The following is a 20,847-nucleotide window of genomic DNA, read 5'->3' as shown; positions in this document are numbered from 1 at the left end:
TATGTGGCTTTATTTGAAATTGAAAATAATAACACGGTCACTATATTAGCTGTTCGACATCAGCGAGAAGATGACTATCATTAAGCTGATGTTTTTTATTACCATTAGATTGGATAATGATTTAGCGAATATTTTTTTGCAAGATTAAACTGTTTAAGAATTAACAAGCTGAAGTTTTTATTCAGATTGAGGCGCTAATAATTACGATTGGGAATTTGCTAATTGCAAATGATTGATTCTCTGTTTAGCGAGTATTTTTGAGGATTTCTAGGCAAATTTATTTTCTATCGCCGTGAGCATACATTGAGGTATGCGATCAAGTAGAAAATGGATTTAACAACGAAATCCACAAAAAGACGAAGCTAAACGGTGTACATACCGCCATTAACGTGTAGCGTCTGGGCCGTCACATACGCCCCCTCATCACTCGCTAAGAACAACACTGAACCTGCAATCTCATCCACTGTACCTAAACGGCCCATTGGGATTTGCTTAGCTAGCGCTTCTTTTTGTTCTTCAGGTAGTGCGTCGGTCATATCGGTTTTGATAAAACCTGGCGCTACACAATTAACGGTAATGCCGCGTGGGCCAACCTCACGAGCCAAAGATTTGGTAAAGCCCATAATGCCAGCCTTAGCAGCAGCGTAGTTGGTTTGGCCGGCATTACCCATGGCGCCCACCACTGAGGCGATAGAGATAATGCGACCTGCACGTTTTTTCATCATACCGCGTAGAACGGCTTTTGACATTTTGTAAACCGAAGCCAAATTGGTATTCATGATATCATCCCATTCATCTTCTTTCATACGCATTAGTAGATTGTCACGCGTGATACCGGCGTTGTTAATTAGAATATCAACTGCACCATAGGTGTCGGTGATGTTTTTCATCACTTCAGCTATCTGATCATTATCGGTCACATTAAGCACCATGCCACCGCCAGTAACGCCGTTGTCTTTTAAGGTAGCACTAATAGCATCTGCACCATTACCACTCGTCGCTGTACCAATAACCGTTGCACCAGCAGCACCTAAAGATAAAGCAATAGCTTGGCCAATACCGCGACTAGCGCCCGTTACTAAAACAATTTTTCCTGATAAGTCTGACATAATATTTCCTCTATTTAATTTCTTCTAAAGTAGCCGCAACGCTGGCTGAATCTAGCACGGCGTTTGCAGATAATGATTTTTCAATTCTTCTAGTAAGTCCTGCAAGCACTTTGCCTGGGCCGGCCTCAATGAGTTTTTCAACGCCCATTGCGTGCATAGCTTTTACCGTGCCTGTCCAGAGTACTGGCTGGTGTAGTTGTGCCACTAATTTTGCTTTCATGTCGTTTGAATCCGTGGCTTTAGCCGCATCAACATTATGCAAAACATCCGTATTTCCCATGTTAAATTCCACCGCGTCTACGGCTATTTTAAACTCCGCTGCTGCCTCATCCATTAATGAACAATGCGAAGGTACACTAACTGGCAATACCACGGCGCGTTTTGCACCTGCAGCTTTCATAGCCTCGCAGGTTGCATCTACTGCGTCTTTATTACCCGCAATCACTACCTGACCATTTGAGTTAAAGTTTACCGCTTGCACGATACCTTCGCCAGCATAATCAGCACATACTTTAACCACAACCTCATCCTCTAAACCTAGGATGGCTGCCATTGCGCCCACACCTTCGGGAACTGCCGATTGCATAAGCTGTGCACGTGTGCGAACTAGCTTAACACCATCAGAAAAATCAAGCGCACCAGATGCCACTAGTGCGGTGTATTCACCTAAAGAATGCCCTGCCATACAAACCGGTGACAACTCAGTTTCACTCGTCAATGCTCTATAAGTTGCAACACCAGCAGCCAGCATTGCCGGCTGGGTGTTTTGCGTTTGGTTAAGTGCGGTTTGATCCTCTTGTGTTAATTGCCAAAGATCAAAACCAAGTGCGTCCGACGCCTCTGTAAATGTATCCTTAACAATAGAAAAGTTATCAGCAAGATCTGATAGCATGCCAAGGGATTGTGAACCTTGACCTGGAAAAACAATTGCGTATTTCATAATAATAGTGATGGTTAGTTTATGTTTATTTTAGCGAATTAATCAAGCATCTCTAATAAAACTGAATGCCAAATGGAAAGTGATATGATGCCTATTTTTTTACCCAACCTTAATTTATCTACACTCCGAATTTGATCTAACAATATTCTTGCGTTTTTACCATTAAGCTCAGTAATCGGTCTACATCCTAGGGGCTGCCCTTTACTAGTAATTGGTGCAATCAGAATTCTAGGCAACACTTTATTCATGTCATTGGTTGAAATAACTAAACAGGGGCGTGTTTTTCTAATCTCACTGCCTTTAGTAGGATCAAGCTTAACCCAATAAACTTCACCTCTTTTTACCACTCCCATTCATCATTCTCACTTTCAAGTGTGACAAAACCATCCCAGGCATTAATGTCTTTTATAGCATTATAGTTATCAAACCAACCTTCGCGTTTTTTTGGTTTAAGAGGAGATATGATAATTGTTTGGTCTTTAACTAACATTTCAACTTCTCCTGTGACACCCGTTTGTGCGAGTATAGAGGCAGGAACGATAAAGCCTTTTGAATTTCCTATTTGTCGGATTGTTGTTTTCATTTTATGAATGTAGTAATTGTTATAACATTATTGTAACATATAATCTTACTATGCAATAAAAAAGCGCCCGGAAGGCGCTTTTTAGATAAATTATTATTGCGAACTATACTGCTTCGATTGAAACCGTTTGACGCATGAACTTACCTTTCTTAGCAAAAACTACTTTACCGTCTGCTGTTGCAAACAAAGTATCGTCTTTACCTTTACGTACGTTAGTACCCGGGTGGAACTTAGTGCCACGTTGACGTACTAAAATGTTGCCTGCTAATACAGCTTGACCGCCGAATCTCTTAACACCTAATCTTTTTGATACGGAATCTCTACCGTTATTAGTACTACCGCCTGCTTTTTTGTGAGCCATGAGTTACTCCTTATGCCTTAATTTTTGTGATTTCAATTTCAGTAAACAATTGTCTATGACCTTGTTGCTTCATAGAGTGCTTACGACGACGGAACTTCAAGATATGAACCTTCTTGCCCTTGCCTTGTGAAATAACTTTAGCCTCAACGGTTGCTTTTGCAACGGTTGGTGCGCCAATTTGAACGTTGTCACCATCAGCAACCATTAGCACTTCTTTAAAAGTAACTTTTTTGCCTGGCTCAACTTCTAACTTCTCAACCTTTAAAGTTGTGCCTTCGGCTACTCTAAACTGTTGACCACCTGTTTTAATAACTGCGTACATAATAAAACCTAAATGTGAATTCGTAAAAAGAAGCAATTATACGCCAACGAGATGTTTTATGAAAGGCTGTTTTAAGTATAATTTGTATTTTTATTTACACGGATGACTAAGCGATGATTATTTTTGAAACAAACATGGGTGATATTCACATATCAGTAGATACTGATAACGCACCTATTAGTGCTAAAAACTTTACTGACTATGTAGAGTCTGGTTTTTTTGATGGTACTATTTTCCACCGTGTTATCAAAAACTTCATGATTCAAGGTGGCGGTTTTACTGAGGATATGATGCAAAAGCCAACCAATGCTGAAATTGAAAACGAAGCAAAAAACGGCCTTAAAAATGCTAAGTACTCATTGGCTATGGCTAGAACAGCTGCACCTCATTCGGCTAGCTCGCAGTTCTTTATTAATACACAAGATAATGGTTTTTTAGATTTTCCAGGTCAAGACGGCTGGGGTTACTGTGTATTTGGTGAAGTGGTTGACGGCTTTGATGTGGTTGACAAAATTAATGAAGTTTCAACCGGCAATAAAGCAGGACACGCCGATGTGCCAAACGATTCGGTGGTTGTAACTAAAGCCTACCTTAAATAATTGTTAGCCCGGGTCAACCGGGTTTTTTATGTCTCAAGCTAATTCACATTCGCAAATAGTTCAAACAGATAAAACTGTTCTGGTTATTGCCGACCTGCATTTGCTTGCTGGTGACGTTAGGAAAAACCAATTATTTGAAAAGTTCTGCGAGCAGGCTCAGTCTGCTGATCAGGTGTTTATTTTGGGTGATTTATTTAATACCTGGCTAGGGGATGATTTATCTCTACCGCATTATCAAACCACCATTCAACTACTAAAAGATCTTAGTAAAAGCGTTGATGTGCTTGTCATGACCGGAAATCGAGATTTCTTATTAAACCAGGCATTTATTCAGCAGACGAACTGCAAGCTAATCAATACACCTTATCTATTGGAGCTCGGCAAACATCAATACCTACTTACCCATGGCGATGAGCTGTGCACGGATGATGAGTCTTATCAGCAGATGAAATCAATCTTGCAGCATTCAATCACTAAGGCTATCTTTGTGCGCCTACCCAAACAATGGCGTTTAAAACTGAGTGGTCAACTGCGCAAGAAGAGTGTTGATGCTCAGCAAGCTAAGTCACGTGAAATTATGGATGTAAACCCACAGACAGTTAACGAATTGATGGGTAAATATCCGGGTGCGGATTTAATTCATGGGCATACGCATCGGCTGAATAAGCATACAGAAAAAACCTTTACGCGCTACGTACTAGGGGATTGGTCAGATTCTAAAGGTAATGCCATTAAAATTACCAGCCAATCGTTAAGCCGGCTTGAAATTAGCTGATCGCTCCATCATATCAACCCGAACCACCTTAAGCATCATTTTTTCATCAGCTTTCGGCACTTGACCTTCTTTAAACTTGATTTGATCCATGAGTCCAACCTCAGGAATCATGAACAAGGCTTTATCGCCACGAACATCGACCACGATACCTTCACCTTTCCAACCAGGATTGCGCTTTAAAAATAAACATTTGTAATGATCATTACTAAAGCGGGTCACGCGGCCAACATCGGCCAAGGCGTTGTTATTAATGCCGATAATTTCCTTAACGCGTTTTTTATCTAGTGTTGGCTTGCCAGCAATAAAATTAGATAATTGTTGATGCGCCAATAAATCATAGTAGCGTCTTAGTGGGCTGGTAATCCTCAAGTACGAATCAAGACCTAAGCCGTAATGCGACAGTGGCTTAATAGAGGTAGCTGAACGCTTGAAAAATTTAATGGCTTGAAACGATTCAGCCGTGCTCAAGTTATCTTTTTTATCTAATATCTCTTGCGGGAAGTCGCCTTCATCTTGCAAAGCGTACGGCATAACAATATCATTTTCTTGCGCGTATTGAGCAATGGTGCGCCCCGCTGTCACCATAACTTCTGCAACAAAATCTCGACTTGGGCTGGTTTTCTGAGGCTCTATTTGCACTTTTTCATCAATGTATCTGACATCAACATTTGGTAAATTTAAACTAATCGAGCCACTCTTTTCACGAAAAGCTTTGTGCTGATCAATGAAAGTTTGAATGTTGGAAAAATCAGCGTTACTCTTGTTTTCCAACTCCACATCTACCGCCTCATAGGTAGTATTGGTTACCTTGATAGTACTGTGCACTACTTCAATGTCGCTAATAACACCCTCATTCATGCTTAAACCAATTGATAGTGCTGGTGAGGTTTCAGTTTCGCCTAAAGCAAGCGCTTTAGTGAGTGAAGTTGGCAGCATATGAATAATTTGCTCTGGCAGGTACAAATTAGAACCACGCTCACGAGCATATTCATCAAGTTCCGAACCAGAGTCAACAATGGTTGAAACATCAGCAATATGAATCCAAAGGCGATCGCCGTCCACACTAATCGCATCGTCGGCATCGTTTGAGCCTTCGTTGTCAATCGCATAACAGTTCATGTGTGTCAGATCAACGCGCTCAATCTCTGGCAGACTTACTTCAATCTCTTTGTCTTCTGGAATGCTAAACTTGGCAGGATATGGATTAAAGCTATCAGAGAAGTAACCCACTTTCAATAAGAATTTATAAGCAGACTCTTCGTTATTCTCAACACCGACGTGGTCTAGAATTTTGGCATGCTTTGACTGGTTTAATGCTACCTTAGCAGCTTCTTCTAGATAAGGCACATCTTGTTCATCAAAGGTATTATTGGCCAGATTGTCAATACAATGCTGCAGGCTTTCAGCTGCAATTTTTTCAGCATTACGCTTATCTAAAATCCCCTGAACTTGTGCTGTTGGACGTACAAAAACACTGTCTTTCTGCCAATAAAAATGCAGCCCATCTTCAACCAGCAAGCACGTACACCAAGCGCTTTGTGCACTATACTCATCAAACAGCCATTCAGTAATTTCTTCCAGTGTTAGTATTTCTTCTTGGAAGTCTGCAAGCACTTCCATATCAGCGTGCGCACACGACTCATTCACCTGAGTAAACTCAGGATGAATAAATCTAAAATCTTTTTCTCTGACTTTACGCGTTGTGCCATCGACAAATTCTAATTCAAATTTGTTCGAAACAACACTTGCAATGCGTGCAGGCTTGCCTTTATAGGCAACCAGTGAGTTAACCAAGACTAATTGCTTAGTCTAGAGTGTCTGTGTAATCTTCAGCTGACATTAATCCATCAATACCGTCTGCCTTAAATTTAACCAACCAACCATCATCATAACAACTCGAGTTCACCAATTCTGGCTCTGCGTCAAGCGCCTCATTAGCTTCAACCACCTCAAGATCAGCTGGTGCATAAACACCACTAGCGGCCTTAACTGATTCCACCACACAAAACTCATCTTCTTGAGAAGCTTCATCGCCTTCACCAGGTAATTCAACAAATACCATATCGCCTAATAAAGCTTGTGCATGATCAGTAACACCCATGGTGAACGTGCCATCACCGTTGTCTAGAATCCATTCGTGGGTTTCGGTGTATTTCCTATCGTCTCTTACTTCACTCATAACATTACTGCTTCTTTTTCCTATCTACTGCGTTAGATTTCTAAAATACTCAGTCGTGTAGATTAACTACACTTCTTTGAATTTTAGAAATCAGCCTTGTATATAAGAAAAATACTTGCAATCTCCTTTAATAAAATTTTTAAACTAATACTTTGCCATTTCTTACAAATGGCGGTTTGACTATTTTAGCGGAAACCAACTTATTTCGCATCTCAATTTCACACGATCCTGTTGTGCCCATTGGCACGCTGGCCAGTGCGATCGCCTTACCCATGGTTGGTGAGAAAGTACCTGAAGTCACTTCACCCTCACCCAAAGCGGTTACTACTTTTTGATGATCACGAATCACACCCTTGCCTTCTAATATCAAACCAACAATGGTTTTTTTAACCCCATCATCTCTTAATTTTTCTAGCGCCTCACGGCCAACAAATTGTCGATCTTCATTGTTTAAGTCAACCGTCCAAGTGAGTGCCGCTTCCAATGGTGATACTTCATCATTCATTTCCGAGCCGTACAAACTCATGCCCGCTTCCAAACGCAATGTATCGCGCGCACCCAAACCGCAAGGCTTAACGTCTGCCTCAAGTAACATTTTCCAGGTAAATTCTGCAGATTTTTCAGGAATCATAATTTCAAATCCATCTTCACCGGTATAGCCAGTACGGGCAATAAATAATCCGCCCAGGCTTGCCGCATTAAACGGTTTTAACTCGCCTGCCACTTCTTCTACACCAGGCATTGCAGCAAATACTTTTTCACGTGCATTAGGGCCTTGAACCGCAATCATGGCTAAATCTAACTTAGGCTCAACAGACACGTCAAAACCTTGTGCTTGTGCATTAATCCAGGCAATGTCTTTTTCAGTTGTGCCCGCGTTAATCACCATTCGGTAGTTTTCGTCATCAATATAGTAAACGATCAAATCATCAACCACACCGCCAGTTTCGTTAAGCATACAACTGTACAACGCCTTACCTGGAGTTTTTAATTTATCAACATCATTCGCAATTAACGTTTGCAGAAAAACCTTAGCTTGCTTACCTTTAAAATCAACTGTTGTCATGTGAGAGACGTCAAACATACCAGCATCAGTTCTGACTTGATGATGTTCTTGGATTTGCGAGCCATAATTCAGTGGCATCTCCCAGCCACCAAAATCAACCATTTTTCCTTGTGCGTCAACATGCGCTTGATATAAAGGGGTACGTTTCATAATATTTTCCTAGTCTTCCTGTTTGGTATATTTGCTAATCATTACCACTGTGATAATAATCAAAATAAAAGTAAGCCCCATAGTACCGAATAATTTGAAATTTACCCACGATTCTTCTGTGTGTTGTGCCACCAAACATAGCTCTTGCATAGTGGTGGTTGCACAATCTAGCTCTGTTAGTTCAATTTTAGGATCTAGGTCTGTGGATGAAAACAACAACTCTCGAGCTGATAGCGCAAGCTTTACATAATAACCGTTAACAATAGCAATACCTATAAAACCCAAGCCCCAAATCCAGCTCATTTGTCGCCATACTGCCGCTGGCAATTCTAACTCTTTGCCCAGCATTCTTTCAAGCAGTGGTTTTTTTCCAACCCAAATACTAACAATTAATACCGCAGCAAATACAACATACAACACACTCACCTTCCACATTAAAAATGCAGGATCTCTAAGTGCCAAAGTAACACCACCAAGTACTACTAACAACCCAAAGGTAATCAGATGCGTGTTTTCAAACTTGCCCGTTTGATAGCGAGCAATTAACATTTGTACAGCTGTTGCGCCAATCATGGCGTAGATTGCTGCATACAAGCCCATGGTCTTATAAACGATAAAAAATAAGGCAATGGGGAAAAAATCAAGTAAAAATTTCATAAGCTATCCTAAACATTTTGTAGAGCAAAAAATCTGGCCATCTTTGATAATGGCTTCATTTTCAGGCACATGTGTTTTGCAAACACTACATGACACCATCTTTGTTGACGAGGGTTGTGGCATGCTACTATTTTTTGGTTGTCTTAATTTACGCCAAATGCTAAAGCCTAGCCAAACAACCAAAACAACAATAATTAACTTTACAATTCCCATGAAAAACTCGCCTCAAAAGAATAGAATTTTACCAATGCTTGAGTGTATAATTTCCCCTTTTTATGTGTCTATAAAATACAATCACATTTCTGCCCGGGTGGTGAAATTGGTAGACACACAGGACTTAAAATCCTGCGCCTTCACGGGCGTGCCGGTTCGATTCCGGCCCCGGGCACCATATTCAATCAATTAAGACTTCTTCGGAAGTCTTTTTTTTGTCCACATAAAAAGCATCTATACTCCCATTAATACTCTCAATACCATTGATATAAAATAATCATATGGCAGACAAAACACCGGTGAAAATTAAAACACTCAACGACATAGCAGCACTCTGCGACTATTCGTTTGTCGACACACTTAATAGCGATCCAGAGGCAAAAACAGATGGCGTTGATCATCAGACTCGGCAAGTTTTCACCGGTCATTATGTGCGTGTCAACCCTACGCCTATTAAAGATCCAGAGTATATTACTCATAGCAAAGTCTTTTTTAAAGAGCTCGGTTTTTCAGATCAGTTGGCGCAAACTGATGATTTCATACGGCTGTTTTCTGGCGACAGTACGAGCGTTCCAAAACCGATGCATACAGCAGGTTGGGCAACGGGTTATGCCTTATCTATTTTTGGCACCGAATACTATCAACAATGTCCATTTCAAACGGGCAATGGTTATGGCGATGGACGTGCAGTTTCAGTACTAGAAGCGGTTATCAATAATCAACGCTGGGAAATGCAACTCAAAGGCGGTGGACGCACCCCTTATTGCCGGGGTGCAGATGGGCGCGCTGTTCTACGTTCAAGTATTCGCGAATTTTTAGCCCAGGAACATATGCATGCGCTTGGGGTGCCCACCTCAAGGTCACTCAGTTTGTATGTTTCAACATCAGAAAAAGTTAATCGCCCTTGGTATTCAGAAGACTCACATTCGATGGATCCTGATGTGCTTGTATCAGAATCGGTCGCCATTTCAACACGGGTGGCGCCTTCATTTATTCGAGTTGGTCAGCTTGAGCTGTTTGGCCGCCGTGCTCGCAAGAATGAACACCCAAAAGCGCTGCAAGAGCTAGAGATGATTGCGCTACATTTGATTGATCGTGAGTACGCTAACGTCATTGACAAAAAACTAAACACCGAAGAAAAAATAGTATTGCTCGCACGTGAGTTCCGTGGCCGACTTACGTCACTTGTGGCGAACTGGATACGCGTTGGCTATTGCCAGGGAAATTTTAATAGTGACAATTGTGCAGCGGGTGGATTTACCCTTGATTACGGCCCATTTGGATTTTGCGATGAATTCAATCCGCATTATCAACCCTGGTCTGGTGGCGGGGATCACTTTGCATTTCTAAATCAACCCGTAGCAGCTGAGCGCAATTTTCAAATGTTTTGTAAGGCAGTAGAGCCTTTGCTAAGCGCACATTCAAGCCATCTTCAAGAGCTTGAAGAAATTAAAAACAGTTTTGCACAAGTCATGCAAACACAAATGCAGAGAATGTGGGCTGACAAACTCGGCTTGGCTGATTTCAATGCTAAGCTATTTAGCGATCTGATAACATTAATGATGAAAACACCGGTGGATTACACTATTTTCTTTCGAGAATTGTCATCAATCCCACAAGATATGACACCACTCAAACAAAGCTTTTATACAAATTCAATCTCAGTAGAGATGGATGAACACTGGTCTGATTGGCTTAAACAATGGCAACAACTCAGTTGCAGTGCAGATAACTTAAAAGCCACTAAAACCGATTCTCGCGAAAAACTTTGTGAAAAAATGAAGCTCATCAACCCAAAATACAGTTTGCGCGAATGGTTCGTTAAGCCAGCCTATCAACAAGCTAGCGAACGAAATTACACATTAGTTCGAGAATTACAAGCGGTGATAACACAACCTTATGCGCAGCAATCTAAGGAAATTGAAGAGAAATATTACCGCTTAAAACCTGCTGAATTATTTAACATTGGCGGACTAACGCAATACAGTTGTTCATCATAAAAACCTTTTGGCTGATTAAATTAGCAACACTTCGTAGACAACCTAAGTAGTTTATAATTCATTTTATAATCACGATTAAAACAACTATTATGCAAAAAAATATTATCTCAACAGATCAAGCACCGCAAGCGATTGGCACCTACTCTCAAGCAGTTCATGTAACTGGCGGATCAACGGTTTATTTATCAGGCCAGATCCCCTTAATCCCTGAAACTATGGAGATGGTTGAGGGTGATATTAGCGCACAGATCCATCAAGTGTTTAAAAATCTTAGTGCTGTTTGTAAAGCTTCAGGTGGTAATTTAAATGATATCGTCAAACTTAATATTTTCTTAACTGAACTTAATAACTTTGCTATTGTTAATGAAATTATGTCGCAATATTTTGACCAGCCTTATCCTGCACGCGCTGCAGTTGGTATTAACGAATTACCAAAATTTTCCAGAGTAGAAATGGATGGTGTTATGGTTATTAAAGAAGGTGGCTACCACTTCTAATAACATGCATGATTTATCTGATCCGATTATTTCGATCAATGGATTAGGCCCTAAAGCGCAGGAAAAACTTAATGCCATTGGCATTTATAATTTGGAGCACTTGTTGTTTCATTTGCCCAGTCGCTATCAAAATAAAACTAAATTTGCCTCGTTAAACCAAGCGCAGGTTGGCACTGAGATATTAGTGCAATTAACCATTGATCGAATCGAAGAAGTGCCTACACGCCAGCGCCAACTTTTGTGTTATTTATCCGATGAACACAATCGAAGTTTAATTTTGCGGTTTTTCCATTTTAATCAACATCAAAAACAACAGCTCACCCGAGGAGACATTATTCAGTGCTTCGGCGAGCTGAAAATTGGACGTGACGGATTAGAGATGCATCATCCAGAATATCGTTTAATCTCCAAAGGCCAGCCCACTTTATTAGAAAAAACCCTAAGCCCTGTTTATCCATTAACCGCAGGCATTCATCAGCCACAATTAAAAAAATGGATTGATATTGCGTTGGAAACTTTAAAAAAATCGAATTTAATCGACAATTTTGAAAATTTGGCAAAAAACCCCATGCCAACTTTAAAACAAGCACTGCACACCCTACATCACCCTAAAATTGATGATAATATCGACCAAATAGCCAATTTTAGGCACATTTCTCAACAAAGATTGATTATTGAAGAGCTTTGTGCCCAACAACTGAGTCTACTCAAGCTCAAAAATGAGCGCAAACTCAAAATTTCCAATATTTTTAAAATTTCAGACAACCTATCTAATCAATTGTCTGACAATTTAGGCTTTGAATTAACCACAGCACAACAGCACAGTGTTGATGAGATTAATACTGATCTCAGCTCAAATCACCCTATGCTAAGATTATTGCAAGGCGACGTGGGCTCTGGAAAAACCATTGTCGCCGTATTCGCTTGTTTGCAAGCAGTTGAAAACGGATTTCAGGCAGCGGTGATGGCACCAACAGAGATTTTAGCGCATCAGCATTTTCATGGATTTAGTGACTACCTAGAACCACTCGGTATTAAAACTGCTTTATTAACTGGCTCTCAAAACAGTTCAGAGCGTCATGAGCAACTTGCGCTGATTAATTCCGGTGAAGCACAGGTTGTGATTGGTACGCATTCTTTATTTCAAGAAACGGTTAAATTTAACAGATTAGGATTAATCATCATTGACGAGCAACACAAATTTGGCGTCCATCAACGCCTCTCTCTTGCGCAAAAAGCACATAATACGCCACACCAGCTGGTGATGACGGCAACACCAATCCCGCGTTCTTTGACCATGAGTGCCTATGCTGATTTGGATTCATCTATTATTGATGAACTACCCCCTGGCAGAAGCCCGATCCAGACTGTAGCTTTAGCGAACGATAAAAAAGACAAGGTGCTGGAAAAGATCAAACAGGTTTGTGCGCAAAATAATCAAGTTTATTGGGTTTGTACGTTAATTGAAGAATCTGAAGTATTGCGTGCACAATCTGCCACAAATACACTTGAATTCCTACAAGAAAATTTAGCTGATTTATCTATCGTTCTTATTCACGGAAAGATGAATAAACAAGAAAAAAGCGATATTATGAGTCGCTTTAGTCGGGGCGATATTGATGTTTTAGTCGCCACCACCGTTATTGAAGTCGGTGTTAATGTGCCAAATGCCTCGCTCATGGTGATTGAAAATGCCGAACGGTTAGGTTTGGCGCAACTGCATCAATTGCGCGGTCGAGTGGGTCGAGGTTCAGAGGCAAGTATTTGTATTTTGATGTACCAGGCACCACTAAGCAGTAATGCTATAGAGCGTTTGGATATTTTAAGGCAAACTAACGACGGATTCAAAATCGCTAATAAAGATCTAGAATTGCGCGGTCCTGGCGAAATACTCGGTACACAGCAAACTGGCATTGCTAATATGAAAATAGCTAATATTGTGCGCGATGGCTATCTACTTAAACAGGTTAATTATTATGCGCTTGAGTTTTTACAGTTTGATGAAAATCAACAACAAGCATTAATTAATCGTTGGATTACACACGACAAGACTCAATATGCCAACACTTAGCCTAAAATACACACCATGATTAATACAGAATCCTTAATCTGGCAAAGTTTATACACACTGGATGAGGCACCAAAATCCGTACAATTATGGCTTAATGATGAACACTCATTAACCGCTAAGCTCAAATCAATGTTTACAGATTTTTCGCTCGCTGTGCTTTCTCAACAGCAAACACAACCACATGCACACGAAGCTGAAATCATGCAAACTGACGAATTATGCGTGGTTCGTGAAGTGGAATTAATGGGTGATGGCCAAGTGGTGGTTTTTGCGCGATCAGTCATTCCAATAACACCTGATACCAAACAAATTCTTGAAATTGGTGCCAAACCTCTGGGCGAGGTTTTATTTAACCAGGCCGATATTCAACGCAGCCCTATGCAAATCACCCATACTGGCACTGTTTGGGGGAGAAGATCCTTGTTCACCTTAGGCAGTACCAAACTATTAGTAAGTGAATTTTTCATGGAAAGTTTATATGCGTGATCAACTGTTTAATCAAGATAACGATTTGGTTAACTTTACCTTTGATGCACAAGTGGCCAATGTGTTTGACGACATGGTAAGGCGTAGCGTTCCTGGCTATCAAGCGATGATTGAGATGATCGGCCTAAGTGTTAAAACCTATGGCCAGGAAAATACTAATTACTATGATTTAGGCGCCTCTACGGGCACTACTTCAGTTGCTATTGGCGTTAATAACCCACATACTAATAATCGAATTATTGCTGTGGATAACTCGCCCAGCATGACAAAAAAATGCAAAGCAAACCTAGAGTCAGTGGTTGATTATGCGGATGTTATCTGTGCTGACATTAACACCATTAAATTTAACAATGCTTCACTGGTCGTGTTAAATCTAACCTTGCAATTTATTAGTCCTGAAAATAGGCAAACCTTGATTAATAAAATTTACCAAGGGTTAAACCCGGATGGCGCTTTAATCGTGTCTGAAAAAATTCATTTTAACGACCCACACAAACAACAGTTAATGACCGATCTGCACTTAGACTTTAAACGAGCTAACGGCTACAGTGAACTTGAAATTGCAGCCAAACGCCAATCTATTGAAAATGTATTAATTACGGACGACAAACAAACGCACTTTCAGCGTTTTAAAACAGCTGGATTTAACACCAGTACTTGTCATTTTCAGTGTCTTAACTTTGCATCCTTTTTAGCGGTAAAATAGGCCTCACTATGTTACTCATGATTGACAATTACGACTCATTTACCTATAACCTGGTGCAGTATTTTGGCGAGCTGGGGCAAGTGGTTGAAGTCCATCGTAATGATGAAATTACCATTGAGGAAATTGAGCAACTAAACCCTGAATTTTTGGTTATCTCACCTGGCCCTTGCACACCAAACGAGGCAGGAATTTCCATTGAAGCCATTCAACACTTTAGTGGAAAAATTCCAATGATGGGTGTTTGCTTAGGCTTTCAAGCAATGGTTCAAGCATTTGGTGGCAAGGTTATTGGCGCTAAGGAAATTATGCACGGAAAAATTTCTAAAGTTCATCACACCAACAGTGGCATGTTCAGTGATTTAAAAAATCCATTGAATGCCACTCGGTATCATTCGCTGGTTGCCGACCAACTCACTCTGCCTGATTGCTTTACAACAACCGCTTGGACTGAAAATGAGGCGGGTGACATCGACGAAATTATGGGCATTCGACATAAAGATTTTGCACTTGAAGGTGTTCAATTTCACCCGGAATCTATTTTGACTGAACAAGGTCATGAGATGCTTAACAACTTTTTACAAGGAAAAACCTAACCACCATGGAAATTATTGACTTTTTATTAGCAGACGATCAGCTATTCACAACCATTACACTATTTGTTTTAATCGCCCTACTTATTGGCAATATCGTCGCAGACAAATTAAAAAAATATGAAGACATTGATGCTAACGCCGCTACCGAACTAATGGATGACGATAATTTAATTATTTTAGATGTTAGGGAACAAAAAGAAAGAAAGGCTGGTTACATTAAAGGCGATGTTCACATTCCACTAAGTGATGTTAAAAATCAATTGAGTAAACTAGATAAAAACAAATCAATTCTGGTTTATTGTCGTAGCGGTTCGCGTTCTGCACATATTGCCGGATTATTAACCCGAAACGAGTACGAAAAAGTATACAATCTTAAAGGTGGCATTCAGGCTTGGAAAAGAGCAAAAATGCCTGTTAGCACTTAATTACTAAAGGTACGATTATGAAAAAAAATAAAATTTACTGCAGCGATGCCTGTCCTTTTTGCCAGCGTGCTTACCAATTGCTTGAAAGACGCGGTATACCTTTTAAGAAGCATTATGTTAAAAGTCCAAGTGACTGGGATGAAGTCATGGAATTAACTGGTAGAAATACTGTGCCGCAAGTATTTATTAATGGTACGCATATTGGCGGCTTTGATGATTTAAGTGCAGCCGACCAATCGGGCAAATTGGATAAAATACTGGCTCAGTAATGAGTAACAAACTTAGCATTATTGGCGCCGGCGCCTGGGGGAGTGCTCTGGCAATTGCTCTAAGTGATAAATTTGACACCATTTATCTTCATACGCACACTAAAACTGAGTCTCAAACACTAAAGCCTCAGCATCATGCCCTACCAAAACCCTACACTGACAACATTGAAATTATTCATGGCTTTGAAGTGTTAAAGCATGTGGATGATATTCTTATTGCAACCCCTAGCTACGCGTTTAGCGAAGTGCTGGAAACACTCAAACCCTTAATAGCCTTGCAGCATAATATTGCCTGGGCCACTAAGGGATTTGATACTCGTGCACATTGTTTCTTATACCAAAGTTTCGAGCGTATTTTGCCCACACATCAGGGCTGCATCTTATCAGGGCCAAGTTTCGCCTTTGAAGTGGCTAGTCACAAACCTACTGCGCTGGTTGCCGCCTCTAAAGATAAAAAGACTCGGAGCCACTGGGCTGAATTAATTCATACAAAAACATTGCGCGCCTATACCAATAAAGATGTTATTGGCGTTGAAGTTGGCGGTAGTGTTAAAAATATTCTAGCAATTGCCGCTGGTATCGCTTCTGGCCTAGGCTACGGCATCAATACGCAAGCAGCCCTAATTACTCGAGGCCTAGCTGAAATGACTCGATTAGGCATTAGTATGGGCGCTAATCCTGATACTTTTGTCGGTCTATCCGGATTGGGAGATTTGGTACTCACTTGCTCTGATGACCTATCTAGAAACAGGCGTTTTGGCAAGGAATTGGCCAATGATCACAGCGTTAAAAATGCTTTGATCAATGTTGGCGCTACAGTCGAAGGCTTGAACACCCTGGATTTGATTTTATCAATTGCCACTGAACAACAAGTTGAAATGCCAATTTGTGAACAAGTATATTACGTCACCCAAGGCAAAGTAAGCCCAACAGAAGCGGTCAACCACCTCATGTCACGTGATCAAATTGATGAATGAAGCTTAGCTTATTGCGCCATGGAGAGCCAATTGGCGGGCGAATATACCGAGGCAATCAGGATGATCCATTAACAGACAAAGGCTGGCAACAAATGCTAGACTCTACCCAAGGTCAATCTTGGGAGTTAATTGCCACATCGCCATTATCACGTTGCCATACTTTTGCAGATCATTTGCAAACACAACTACAGGCACAATTAATAACACTGGATGATTTTTCAGAATTAGGCTTTGGTGATTGGCAGGGTTTAAGTAGTCAAGCTATTGGTCAGGATCGTGTTAATGCTTTTAAACAGGACCCTATTAACAACAAACCGCCCAATGCTGAAAACTTATATGATTTTCAACATCGTGTCTTAAATAGCTTTAACTCTATTGTTAATCATGAAGCCAACTCAATTTTAATTGTGGCTCACGCGGGTGTAATTCGCGTAATTAAATCACATCTACTTAATTTACCCATTGAAAAAATGTTTACAATAGAGGTTATGAGTGCCTCTTGTGAAAATTTTGAAATTTAAAGCCATTCTTTTAGCCTCGCTGCTAAGCGCATCAACAGCGCATGGGGATGAGTTTTGGGGTCTTGAATCTTGGATGAACTCATTACAAACACCAGATTTTGAAAAAATTAACAATGTTACTGAACGCAAACATGCCTTTTTCAAATACCTGTTGCCTGAAATTAACAAGCAAAATGAAAAAATAGTCCAGCTTAGACACGATATTAAAACAGGCAATATCAATCAATTCAAACTCGACAAGATTTATCAATACTACCGCGTAGAAAAAGACGATATCAACACGCTGTTAACTCGGGTTGATGTCGTTCCCGCCTCCTTGATTTTGGCACAAGGCGCCTATGAATCAAATTGGGGTAGATCTCGGTTTGCCAAATATTATCATAATTTTTTTGGACTCTGGTGTTTTAAAAAAGGATGTGGCATTGTGCCATTAAAACGAGATAAAGCCGCCACTCACGAAGTGGCAAAATTCTCCTCACTAAGTAAAAGCATAGAATACTATATGCGCTCAATCAATCGAAATTCCGCTTACAAAACTTTAAGGCAAATTCGTCGAAGCAAACGCGATCAACAATTACCCATTACTGGCATTGCGTTATCAGAAGGACTGGAAAACTATGCCGAAATTGGTTATGACTATGTAGAGACGGTGCAATCTATTATCCGTTACAACAAGCTAGACCAGTACGACTTCAAATCATAGCCAATAAAAAACCCGCATAAAGCGGGTTTTTTTGTAACAGCTTGAAAACGATTTAACGTTTTGAGAACTGCTCGCTCTTACGCGCCTTCTTACGGCCAACTTTCTTACGCTCTACAATTCTAGCATCACGAGTAACAAAACCAGCTTTACGTAAATCACCACGTAATTCATTGTCATACTCCATCAATGCACGAGTAACACCCAAACGAATTGCACCCGCTTGACCTGTATCACCACCACCACTCACCATGATATTGAAATCAAACTTATCTCTCATTTCAACAGTATCTAGCGGCTGGTTAATGATCATTGAAGAAGTTTCACGACCAAAATATTCATTCATTGGACGTTTATTAACGGTGAATACACCTTTACCTTTCGTCATGTAAACACGAGCTACTGATGTCTTTCTTCTGCCTGTTGCGTAAAATGTTTCTGTCTTTGCCATAATAATTCTTACCTTAAATATCTAAAACTTGCGGTTGTTGTGCACCATGTGTGTGCTCAGAACCTGCAAATACTTTCATCTTTCTAAACATATCTCTGCCTAGAGGACCTTTTGGCAACATGCCTTTAACAGCTTTGTTGATAATTTCTTCTGGTTTTTTAGCTTGTAAATCTTTAAATGCAATTGATTTTAAGTTACCTACATAGCCAGTATGATGATGATACATTTTGTCATCAAATTTTTTGCCTGTTACTTTAACCTTTTCAGCATTAACAATTACAATGTAATCGCCAGTATCTGTATGTGGCGTGTACTCAGGCTTATGCTTGCCGCGAAGGCGAGATGCAACTTCTGTTGCCAAACGACCCAATGTTTTACCGTCGGCGTCAACCAGGAGCCAATCTCTTTTTACTTCATGTGCTTTAGCGCTAAATGTCTTCATAATAATTCGTGTGTATCTTCAATCAGAATAATCGGACTATTATAATCACTTTTAACTTTGAGTGTTAGCTTATCGATTAATTTTGTCTTAAATTATTTTATTTAAAAGCCGTTATTTACGATTCGCGGTTATTATATCCACCTAATGATAAATTCCCATGCACATCTTGATTTCGATAATCTAAATACCATTGCAGAAAATGCAGTGGCACTAGTGCCTAGTATCGGCAAACAAAATTGGATTGATGTGCAAATGTATCCTTATTTTGCTTTTGGCATTCACCCGTGGATGGTTGATGCCCATACGCAGCAAGATCTAGATTATCTTGAATATCTAATTAAGTGCAATAATCCAGTTGCCATTGGTGAGTGTGGACTAGACTACCTTAAAGATATTGACAAACAAACCCAGCTGCATTTTTTTAATTCTCAGCTAATCATGGCAGAAAAATACAACCTTCCTGTAATAATTCATGCGGTTAAAGCGACAGAGGATGTTATTTTTTTACTAAAAAAACATCCAAAATTAATCGGTGAGATTCACGGCTTTTCTGGCAGTGAAGCCCAAGCCAAACAATTAACCAATATGGGATTTTATCTTGGCTTTGGCATGCAAATTCTTAACCAACAGTCTACCAAAATTCGACAAATTGTTAAAAACTGTCCGCTTGAATTTATTCTCATTGAAACGGATGATCATGTCAATCCAAATGATTTATCTTTAGTCGCACAAGAAATTGCCAACCTTAAACAAATACCTATAGAAGAAGTTGTGCAACAATGTGATAATAACGCAGTTAATCTATTTAATTTAAAATAGCAAAAAAACGAGAGGAAAATGGCTGGAAGTTGCGCACGTACTGAAATACTATTAGGTCAACAAGGTTTGGCAAGATTAGCTGAATCACATGTACTTATCGCTGGTCTAGGTGGTGTTGGTGGCGCTTGCGCCGAAAGTCTATGTCGAGCTGGTGTTGGCACACTTACCTTAATTGATTTTGATATCGTTGAGGCAACTGACTTAAACCGACAAATTATTGCACTTAACTCTACTTTGGGACTCAAGAAGGTAGATGTGTTGGCTGATCGATTACATGATATCAACCCTGATACAGTCATTTTGAAACGTGATGAATTTATTGATCGACAAAAAGCTGAATCAATTGCTACTGAGAGCGATTTAAGCTTTGTTGCTGATTGTATCGATGCCATTGCCTATAAAACTGTCTTAATTGATAGTTGTAACAAATCGGACATGCCAATTATTTCCAGCATGGGCGCTGGTGGCAGATTAGACCCGACACAGGTAAAAATTTCGCGCATGGATAAAACTCAAAATTGCGCTCTGGCCAGAGAAATGCGCAAACAGCTTAGAAATATTCATGCCTCGATGAAATTTCCCGTGGTGCATTCTACCGAATTACAAATTAAAGCGCTACCTCATAAAGCAGTGACCGTAACAGATACAGCGCCAGCTGGAAGACCTAGAGCTGTGAATGGTGCAATTTCCTATATGCCCAATATCTTTGGACTAATGATGGCAGGGCATATCATTCAAACATTACTCAAATCTTAATGGAGGAAAGCAAGGCTTTCCTCCTAAATATAAAAAAGGAGAAAAAATGGTTAGTACGCAAACCCCAATTTGTGACTTTAATTCACCGGCGGTTAATTTTGAACTAAAAGGTGTTGATGGAAAAATTCATACGCTAGACAGTTGTAAGGGTGAAAACGGCCTATTGGTGATGTTTATTTG

At 40.2% G+C, this 20,847-nt stretch carries 28 protein-coding genes, 1 tRNA gene and 2 pseudogenes; 18 read left to right on the top strand and 13 right to left on the bottom strand.

The genetic code is table 11. The features are described 5' to 3' along the window. A pseudogene (locus tag PSN35_RS00995) lies at window positions 1–84 on the top strand (type II toxin-antitoxin system RelE/ParE family toxin); the annotation flags it as partial. A gap of 278 nt (window positions 85–362) precedes the next feature. Here the strand turns inward: PSN35_RS00995 and fabG are convergent. From fabG to rplU, 6 genes are all read right to left on the bottom strand, one after another. Next, complete coding sequence (gene fabG, locus PSN35_RS00990; RefSeq protein WP_300028388.1) at window positions 363–1,109, bottom strand: 3-oxoacyl-ACP reductase FabG; 747 nt, start codon at window positions 1,107–1,109, stop codon at window positions 363–365. Between the two features lie 10 nt (window positions 1,110–1,119). Further along, window positions 1,120–2,049, bottom strand: a complete 930-nt coding sequence (gene fabD / locus PSN35_RS00985) for an ACP S-malonyltransferase (RefSeq protein ID WP_300028386.1) — start codon at window positions 2,047–2,049, stop codon at window positions 1,120–1,122. A 38-nt stretch (window positions 2,050–2,087) separates the two neighbouring features. Beyond that, window positions 2,088–2,402: a type II toxin-antitoxin system PemK/MazF family toxin gene (locus PSN35_RS00980; protein WP_300028384.1), complete on the bottom strand. Its 315-nt coding sequence runs from the start codon at window positions 2,400–2,402 to the stop codon at window positions 2,088–2,090. Further along, entirely contained in the window at window positions 2,390–2,632 is a 243-nt protein-coding gene (locus PSN35_RS00975; protein WP_300028382.1) for an AbrB/MazE/SpoVT family DNA-binding domain-containing protein, read from the bottom strand. Before PSN35_RS00975 ends, PSN35_RS00980 begins: the two co-directional genes overlap by 13 nt. Window positions 2,633–2,735: 103 nt before the next feature. Next, entirely contained in the window at window positions 2,736–2,993 is a 258-nt protein-coding gene (gene rpmA / locus PSN35_RS00970) for a 50S ribosomal protein L27 (RefSeq protein WP_300028380.1), read from the bottom strand. A 10-nt stretch (window positions 2,994–3,003) separates the two neighbouring features. Next, entirely contained in the window at window positions 3,004–3,315 is a 312-nt protein-coding gene (gene rplU, locus PSN35_RS00965) for a 50S ribosomal protein L21 (RefSeq protein WP_300028378.1), read from the bottom strand. Window positions 3,316–3,428: 113 nt separating this feature from the next. Here rplU and PSN35_RS00960 point away from each other — a divergent pair, with 113 nt between their 5' ends. Together PSN35_RS00960 and PSN35_RS00955 are read left to right on the top strand one after the other, a co-directional pair. After that, window positions 3,429–3,914 carry a peptidylprolyl isomerase gene (locus tag PSN35_RS00960; RefSeq protein ID WP_300028375.1) on the top strand — a complete coding sequence of 162 codons (486 nt, stop codon included), beginning with the start codon at window positions 3,429–3,431 and terminating at the stop codon, window positions 3,912–3,914. Window positions 3,915–3,942: 28 nt separating this feature from the next. Next, window positions 3,943–4,689, top strand: a complete 747-nt coding sequence (locus PSN35_RS00955; RefSeq protein WP_300028373.1) for a UDP-2,3-diacylglucosamine diphosphatase — start codon at window positions 3,943–3,945, stop codon at window positions 4,687–4,689. On the opposite strand, the gene PSN35_RS00950 is transcribed toward PSN35_RS00955, so the two are convergent. The 5 genes from PSN35_RS00950 to PSN35_RS00930 all read right to left on the bottom strand — a co-directional run bounded on the left by PSN35_RS00950 (window position 4,666) and on the right by PSN35_RS00930 (window position 8,954). Continuing rightward, window positions 4,666–6,483, bottom strand: a complete 1,818-nt coding sequence (locus tag PSN35_RS00950) for an RNB domain-containing ribonuclease (RefSeq protein ID WP_300028371.1) — start codon at window positions 6,481–6,483, stop codon at window positions 4,666–4,668. The genes PSN35_RS00955 and PSN35_RS00950 overlap by 24 nt on opposite strands. 10 nt (window positions 6,484–6,493) lie before the next feature. After that, window positions 6,494–6,868 carry a glycine cleavage system protein GcvH gene (gene gcvH, locus PSN35_RS00945; RefSeq protein WP_300028369.1) on the bottom strand — a complete coding sequence of 125 codons (375 nt, stop codon included), beginning with the start codon at window positions 6,866–6,868 and terminating at the stop codon, window positions 6,494–6,496. Between the two features lie 139 nt (window positions 6,869–7,007). Further along, window positions 7,008–8,084 (bottom strand): glycine cleavage system aminomethyltransferase GcvT, encoded by a 1,077-nt coding sequence (gene gcvT, locus PSN35_RS00940; protein WP_300028367.1) that lies wholly within the window; start codon window positions 8,082–8,084, stop codon window positions 7,008–7,010. Between the two features lie 9 nt (window positions 8,085–8,093). After that, window positions 8,094–8,741 carry an inner membrane-spanning protein YciB gene (locus PSN35_RS00935; protein WP_300028365.1) on the bottom strand — a complete coding sequence of 216 codons (648 nt, stop codon included), beginning with the start codon at window positions 8,739–8,741 and terminating at the stop codon, window positions 8,094–8,096. Between the two features lie 3 nt (window positions 8,742–8,744). Next, window positions 8,745–8,954 carry a PP0621 family protein gene (locus tag PSN35_RS00930; protein WP_300028363.1) on the bottom strand — a complete coding sequence of 70 codons (210 nt, stop codon included), beginning with the start codon at window positions 8,952–8,954 and terminating at the stop codon, window positions 8,745–8,747. Window positions 8,955–9,045: 91 nt separating this feature from the next. Between PSN35_RS00930 and PSN35_RS00925 the strand changes: the two genes are divergently transcribed. The 12 genes from PSN35_RS00925 to PSN35_RS00870 all read left to right on the top strand — a co-directional run bounded on the left by PSN35_RS00925 (window position 9,046) and on the right by PSN35_RS00870 (window position 18,202). Next, window positions 9,046–9,132: transfer RNA gene (locus PSN35_RS00925), tRNA-Leu, on the top strand. Window positions 9,133–9,235: 103 nt separating this feature from the next. Beyond that, on the top strand, window positions 9,236–10,954 hold the full coding sequence (locus PSN35_RS00920; RefSeq protein WP_300028361.1) for a protein adenylyltransferase SelO family protein: 1,719 nt from the start codon (window positions 9,236–9,238) through the stop codon (window positions 10,952–10,954). A gap of 89 nt (window positions 10,955–11,043) precedes the next feature. Beyond that, window positions 11,044–11,451 carry a RidA family protein gene (locus PSN35_RS00915; protein ID WP_300028359.1) on the top strand — a complete coding sequence of 136 codons (408 nt, stop codon included), beginning with the start codon at window positions 11,044–11,046 and terminating at the stop codon, window positions 11,449–11,451. 4 nt (window positions 11,452–11,455) lie between these two features. Further along, entirely contained in the window at window positions 11,456–13,522 is a 2,067-nt protein-coding gene (gene recG / locus PSN35_RS00910) for an ATP-dependent DNA helicase RecG (RefSeq protein ID WP_300028390.1), read from the top strand. 15 nt (window positions 13,523–13,537) lie between these two features. Continuing rightward, window positions 13,538–14,008 (top strand): chorismate lyase, encoded by a 471-nt coding sequence (locus tag PSN35_RS00905; RefSeq protein ID WP_300028357.1) that lies wholly within the window; start codon window positions 13,538–13,540, stop codon window positions 14,006–14,008. Next, window positions 14,001–14,714, top strand: a complete 714-nt coding sequence (cmoA, locus tag PSN35_RS00900) for a carboxy-S-adenosyl-L-methionine synthase CmoA (RefSeq protein WP_300028355.1) — start codon at window positions 14,001–14,003, stop codon at window positions 14,712–14,714. Before PSN35_RS00905 ends, cmoA begins: the two co-directional genes overlap by 8 nt. Window positions 14,715–14,722: 8 nt before the next feature. After that, window positions 14,723–15,307: an aminodeoxychorismate/anthranilate synthase component II gene (locus PSN35_RS00895; RefSeq protein WP_300028353.1), complete on the top strand. Its 585-nt coding sequence runs from the start codon at window positions 14,723–14,725 to the stop codon at window positions 15,305–15,307. Window positions 15,308–15,312: 5 nt separating this feature from the next. Beyond that, complete coding sequence (locus PSN35_RS00890; protein WP_300028351.1) at window positions 15,313–15,732, top strand: rhodanese-like domain-containing protein; 420 nt, start codon at window positions 15,313–15,315, stop codon at window positions 15,730–15,732. Between the two features lie 17 nt (window positions 15,733–15,749). Next, entirely contained in the window at window positions 15,750–16,001 is a 252-nt protein-coding gene (locus PSN35_RS00885; protein ID WP_300028349.1) for a glutaredoxin domain-containing protein, read from the top strand. Next, a complete protein-coding gene (locus PSN35_RS00880) occupies window positions 16,001–16,978 on the top strand; it encodes an NAD(P)H-dependent glycerol-3-phosphate dehydrogenase (RefSeq protein ID WP_300028347.1) in 978 nt (325 codons plus the stop codon). Before PSN35_RS00885 ends, PSN35_RS00880 begins: the two co-directional genes overlap by 1 nt. Then, window positions 16,975–17,499 carry a histidine phosphatase family protein gene (locus PSN35_RS00875; RefSeq protein WP_300028345.1) on the top strand — a complete coding sequence of 175 codons (525 nt, stop codon included), beginning with the start codon at window positions 16,975–16,977 and terminating at the stop codon, window positions 17,497–17,499. The genes PSN35_RS00880 and PSN35_RS00875 overlap by 4 nt, the downstream gene beginning before the upstream one ends. Then, window positions 17,480–18,202, top strand: coding sequence for a glucosaminidase domain-containing protein (locus PSN35_RS00870; protein WP_300028343.1), 723 nt, complete (start codon window positions 17,480–17,482; stop codon window positions 18,200–18,202). The genes PSN35_RS00875 and PSN35_RS00870 overlap by 20 nt, the downstream gene beginning before the upstream one ends. Window positions 18,203–18,254: 52 nt before the next feature. On the opposite strand, the gene rpsI is transcribed toward PSN35_RS00870, so the two are convergent. Continuing rightward, window positions 18,255–18,650 (bottom strand): 30S ribosomal protein S9, encoded by a 396-nt coding sequence (gene rpsI / locus PSN35_RS00865; RefSeq protein WP_300028341.1) that lies wholly within the window; start codon window positions 18,648–18,650, stop codon window positions 18,255–18,257. A 13-nt stretch (window positions 18,651–18,663) separates the two neighbouring features. Next, a complete protein-coding gene (rplM, locus tag PSN35_RS00860) occupies window positions 18,664–19,092 on the bottom strand; it encodes a 50S ribosomal protein L13 (RefSeq protein WP_300028338.1) in 429 nt (142 codons plus the stop codon). A gap of 144 nt (window positions 19,093–19,236) precedes the next feature. Between rplM and PSN35_RS00855 the strand changes: the two genes are divergently transcribed. From PSN35_RS00855 to PSN35_RS00845, 3 genes and pseudogenes are all read left to right on the top strand, one after another. Further along, window positions 19,237–19,911 carry a TatD family hydrolase gene (locus PSN35_RS00855; protein WP_300028336.1) on the top strand — a complete coding sequence of 225 codons (675 nt, stop codon included), beginning with the start codon at window positions 19,237–19,239 and terminating at the stop codon, window positions 19,909–19,911. Window positions 19,912–19,929: 18 nt separating this feature from the next. Beyond that, entirely contained in the window at window positions 19,930–20,667 is a 738-nt protein-coding gene (locus tag PSN35_RS00850) for a tRNA threonylcarbamoyladenosine dehydratase (RefSeq protein ID WP_300028334.1), read from the top strand. A 46-nt stretch (window positions 20,668–20,713) separates the two neighbouring features. Further along, window positions 20,714–20,847: pseudogene (locus PSN35_RS00845) on the top strand (thioredoxin family protein); the annotation flags it as partial.

It is taken from the genome of Candidatus Thioglobus sp., assembly GCF_028599055.1.
Classification (GTDB): domain Bacteria; phylum Pseudomonadota; class Gammaproteobacteria; order PS1; family Pseudothioglobaceae; genus Thioglobus_A.
The sequence above is the reverse complement of the archived record's forward strand: the minus strand, read 5'-3'. Positions and strand labels throughout refer to the sequence as shown.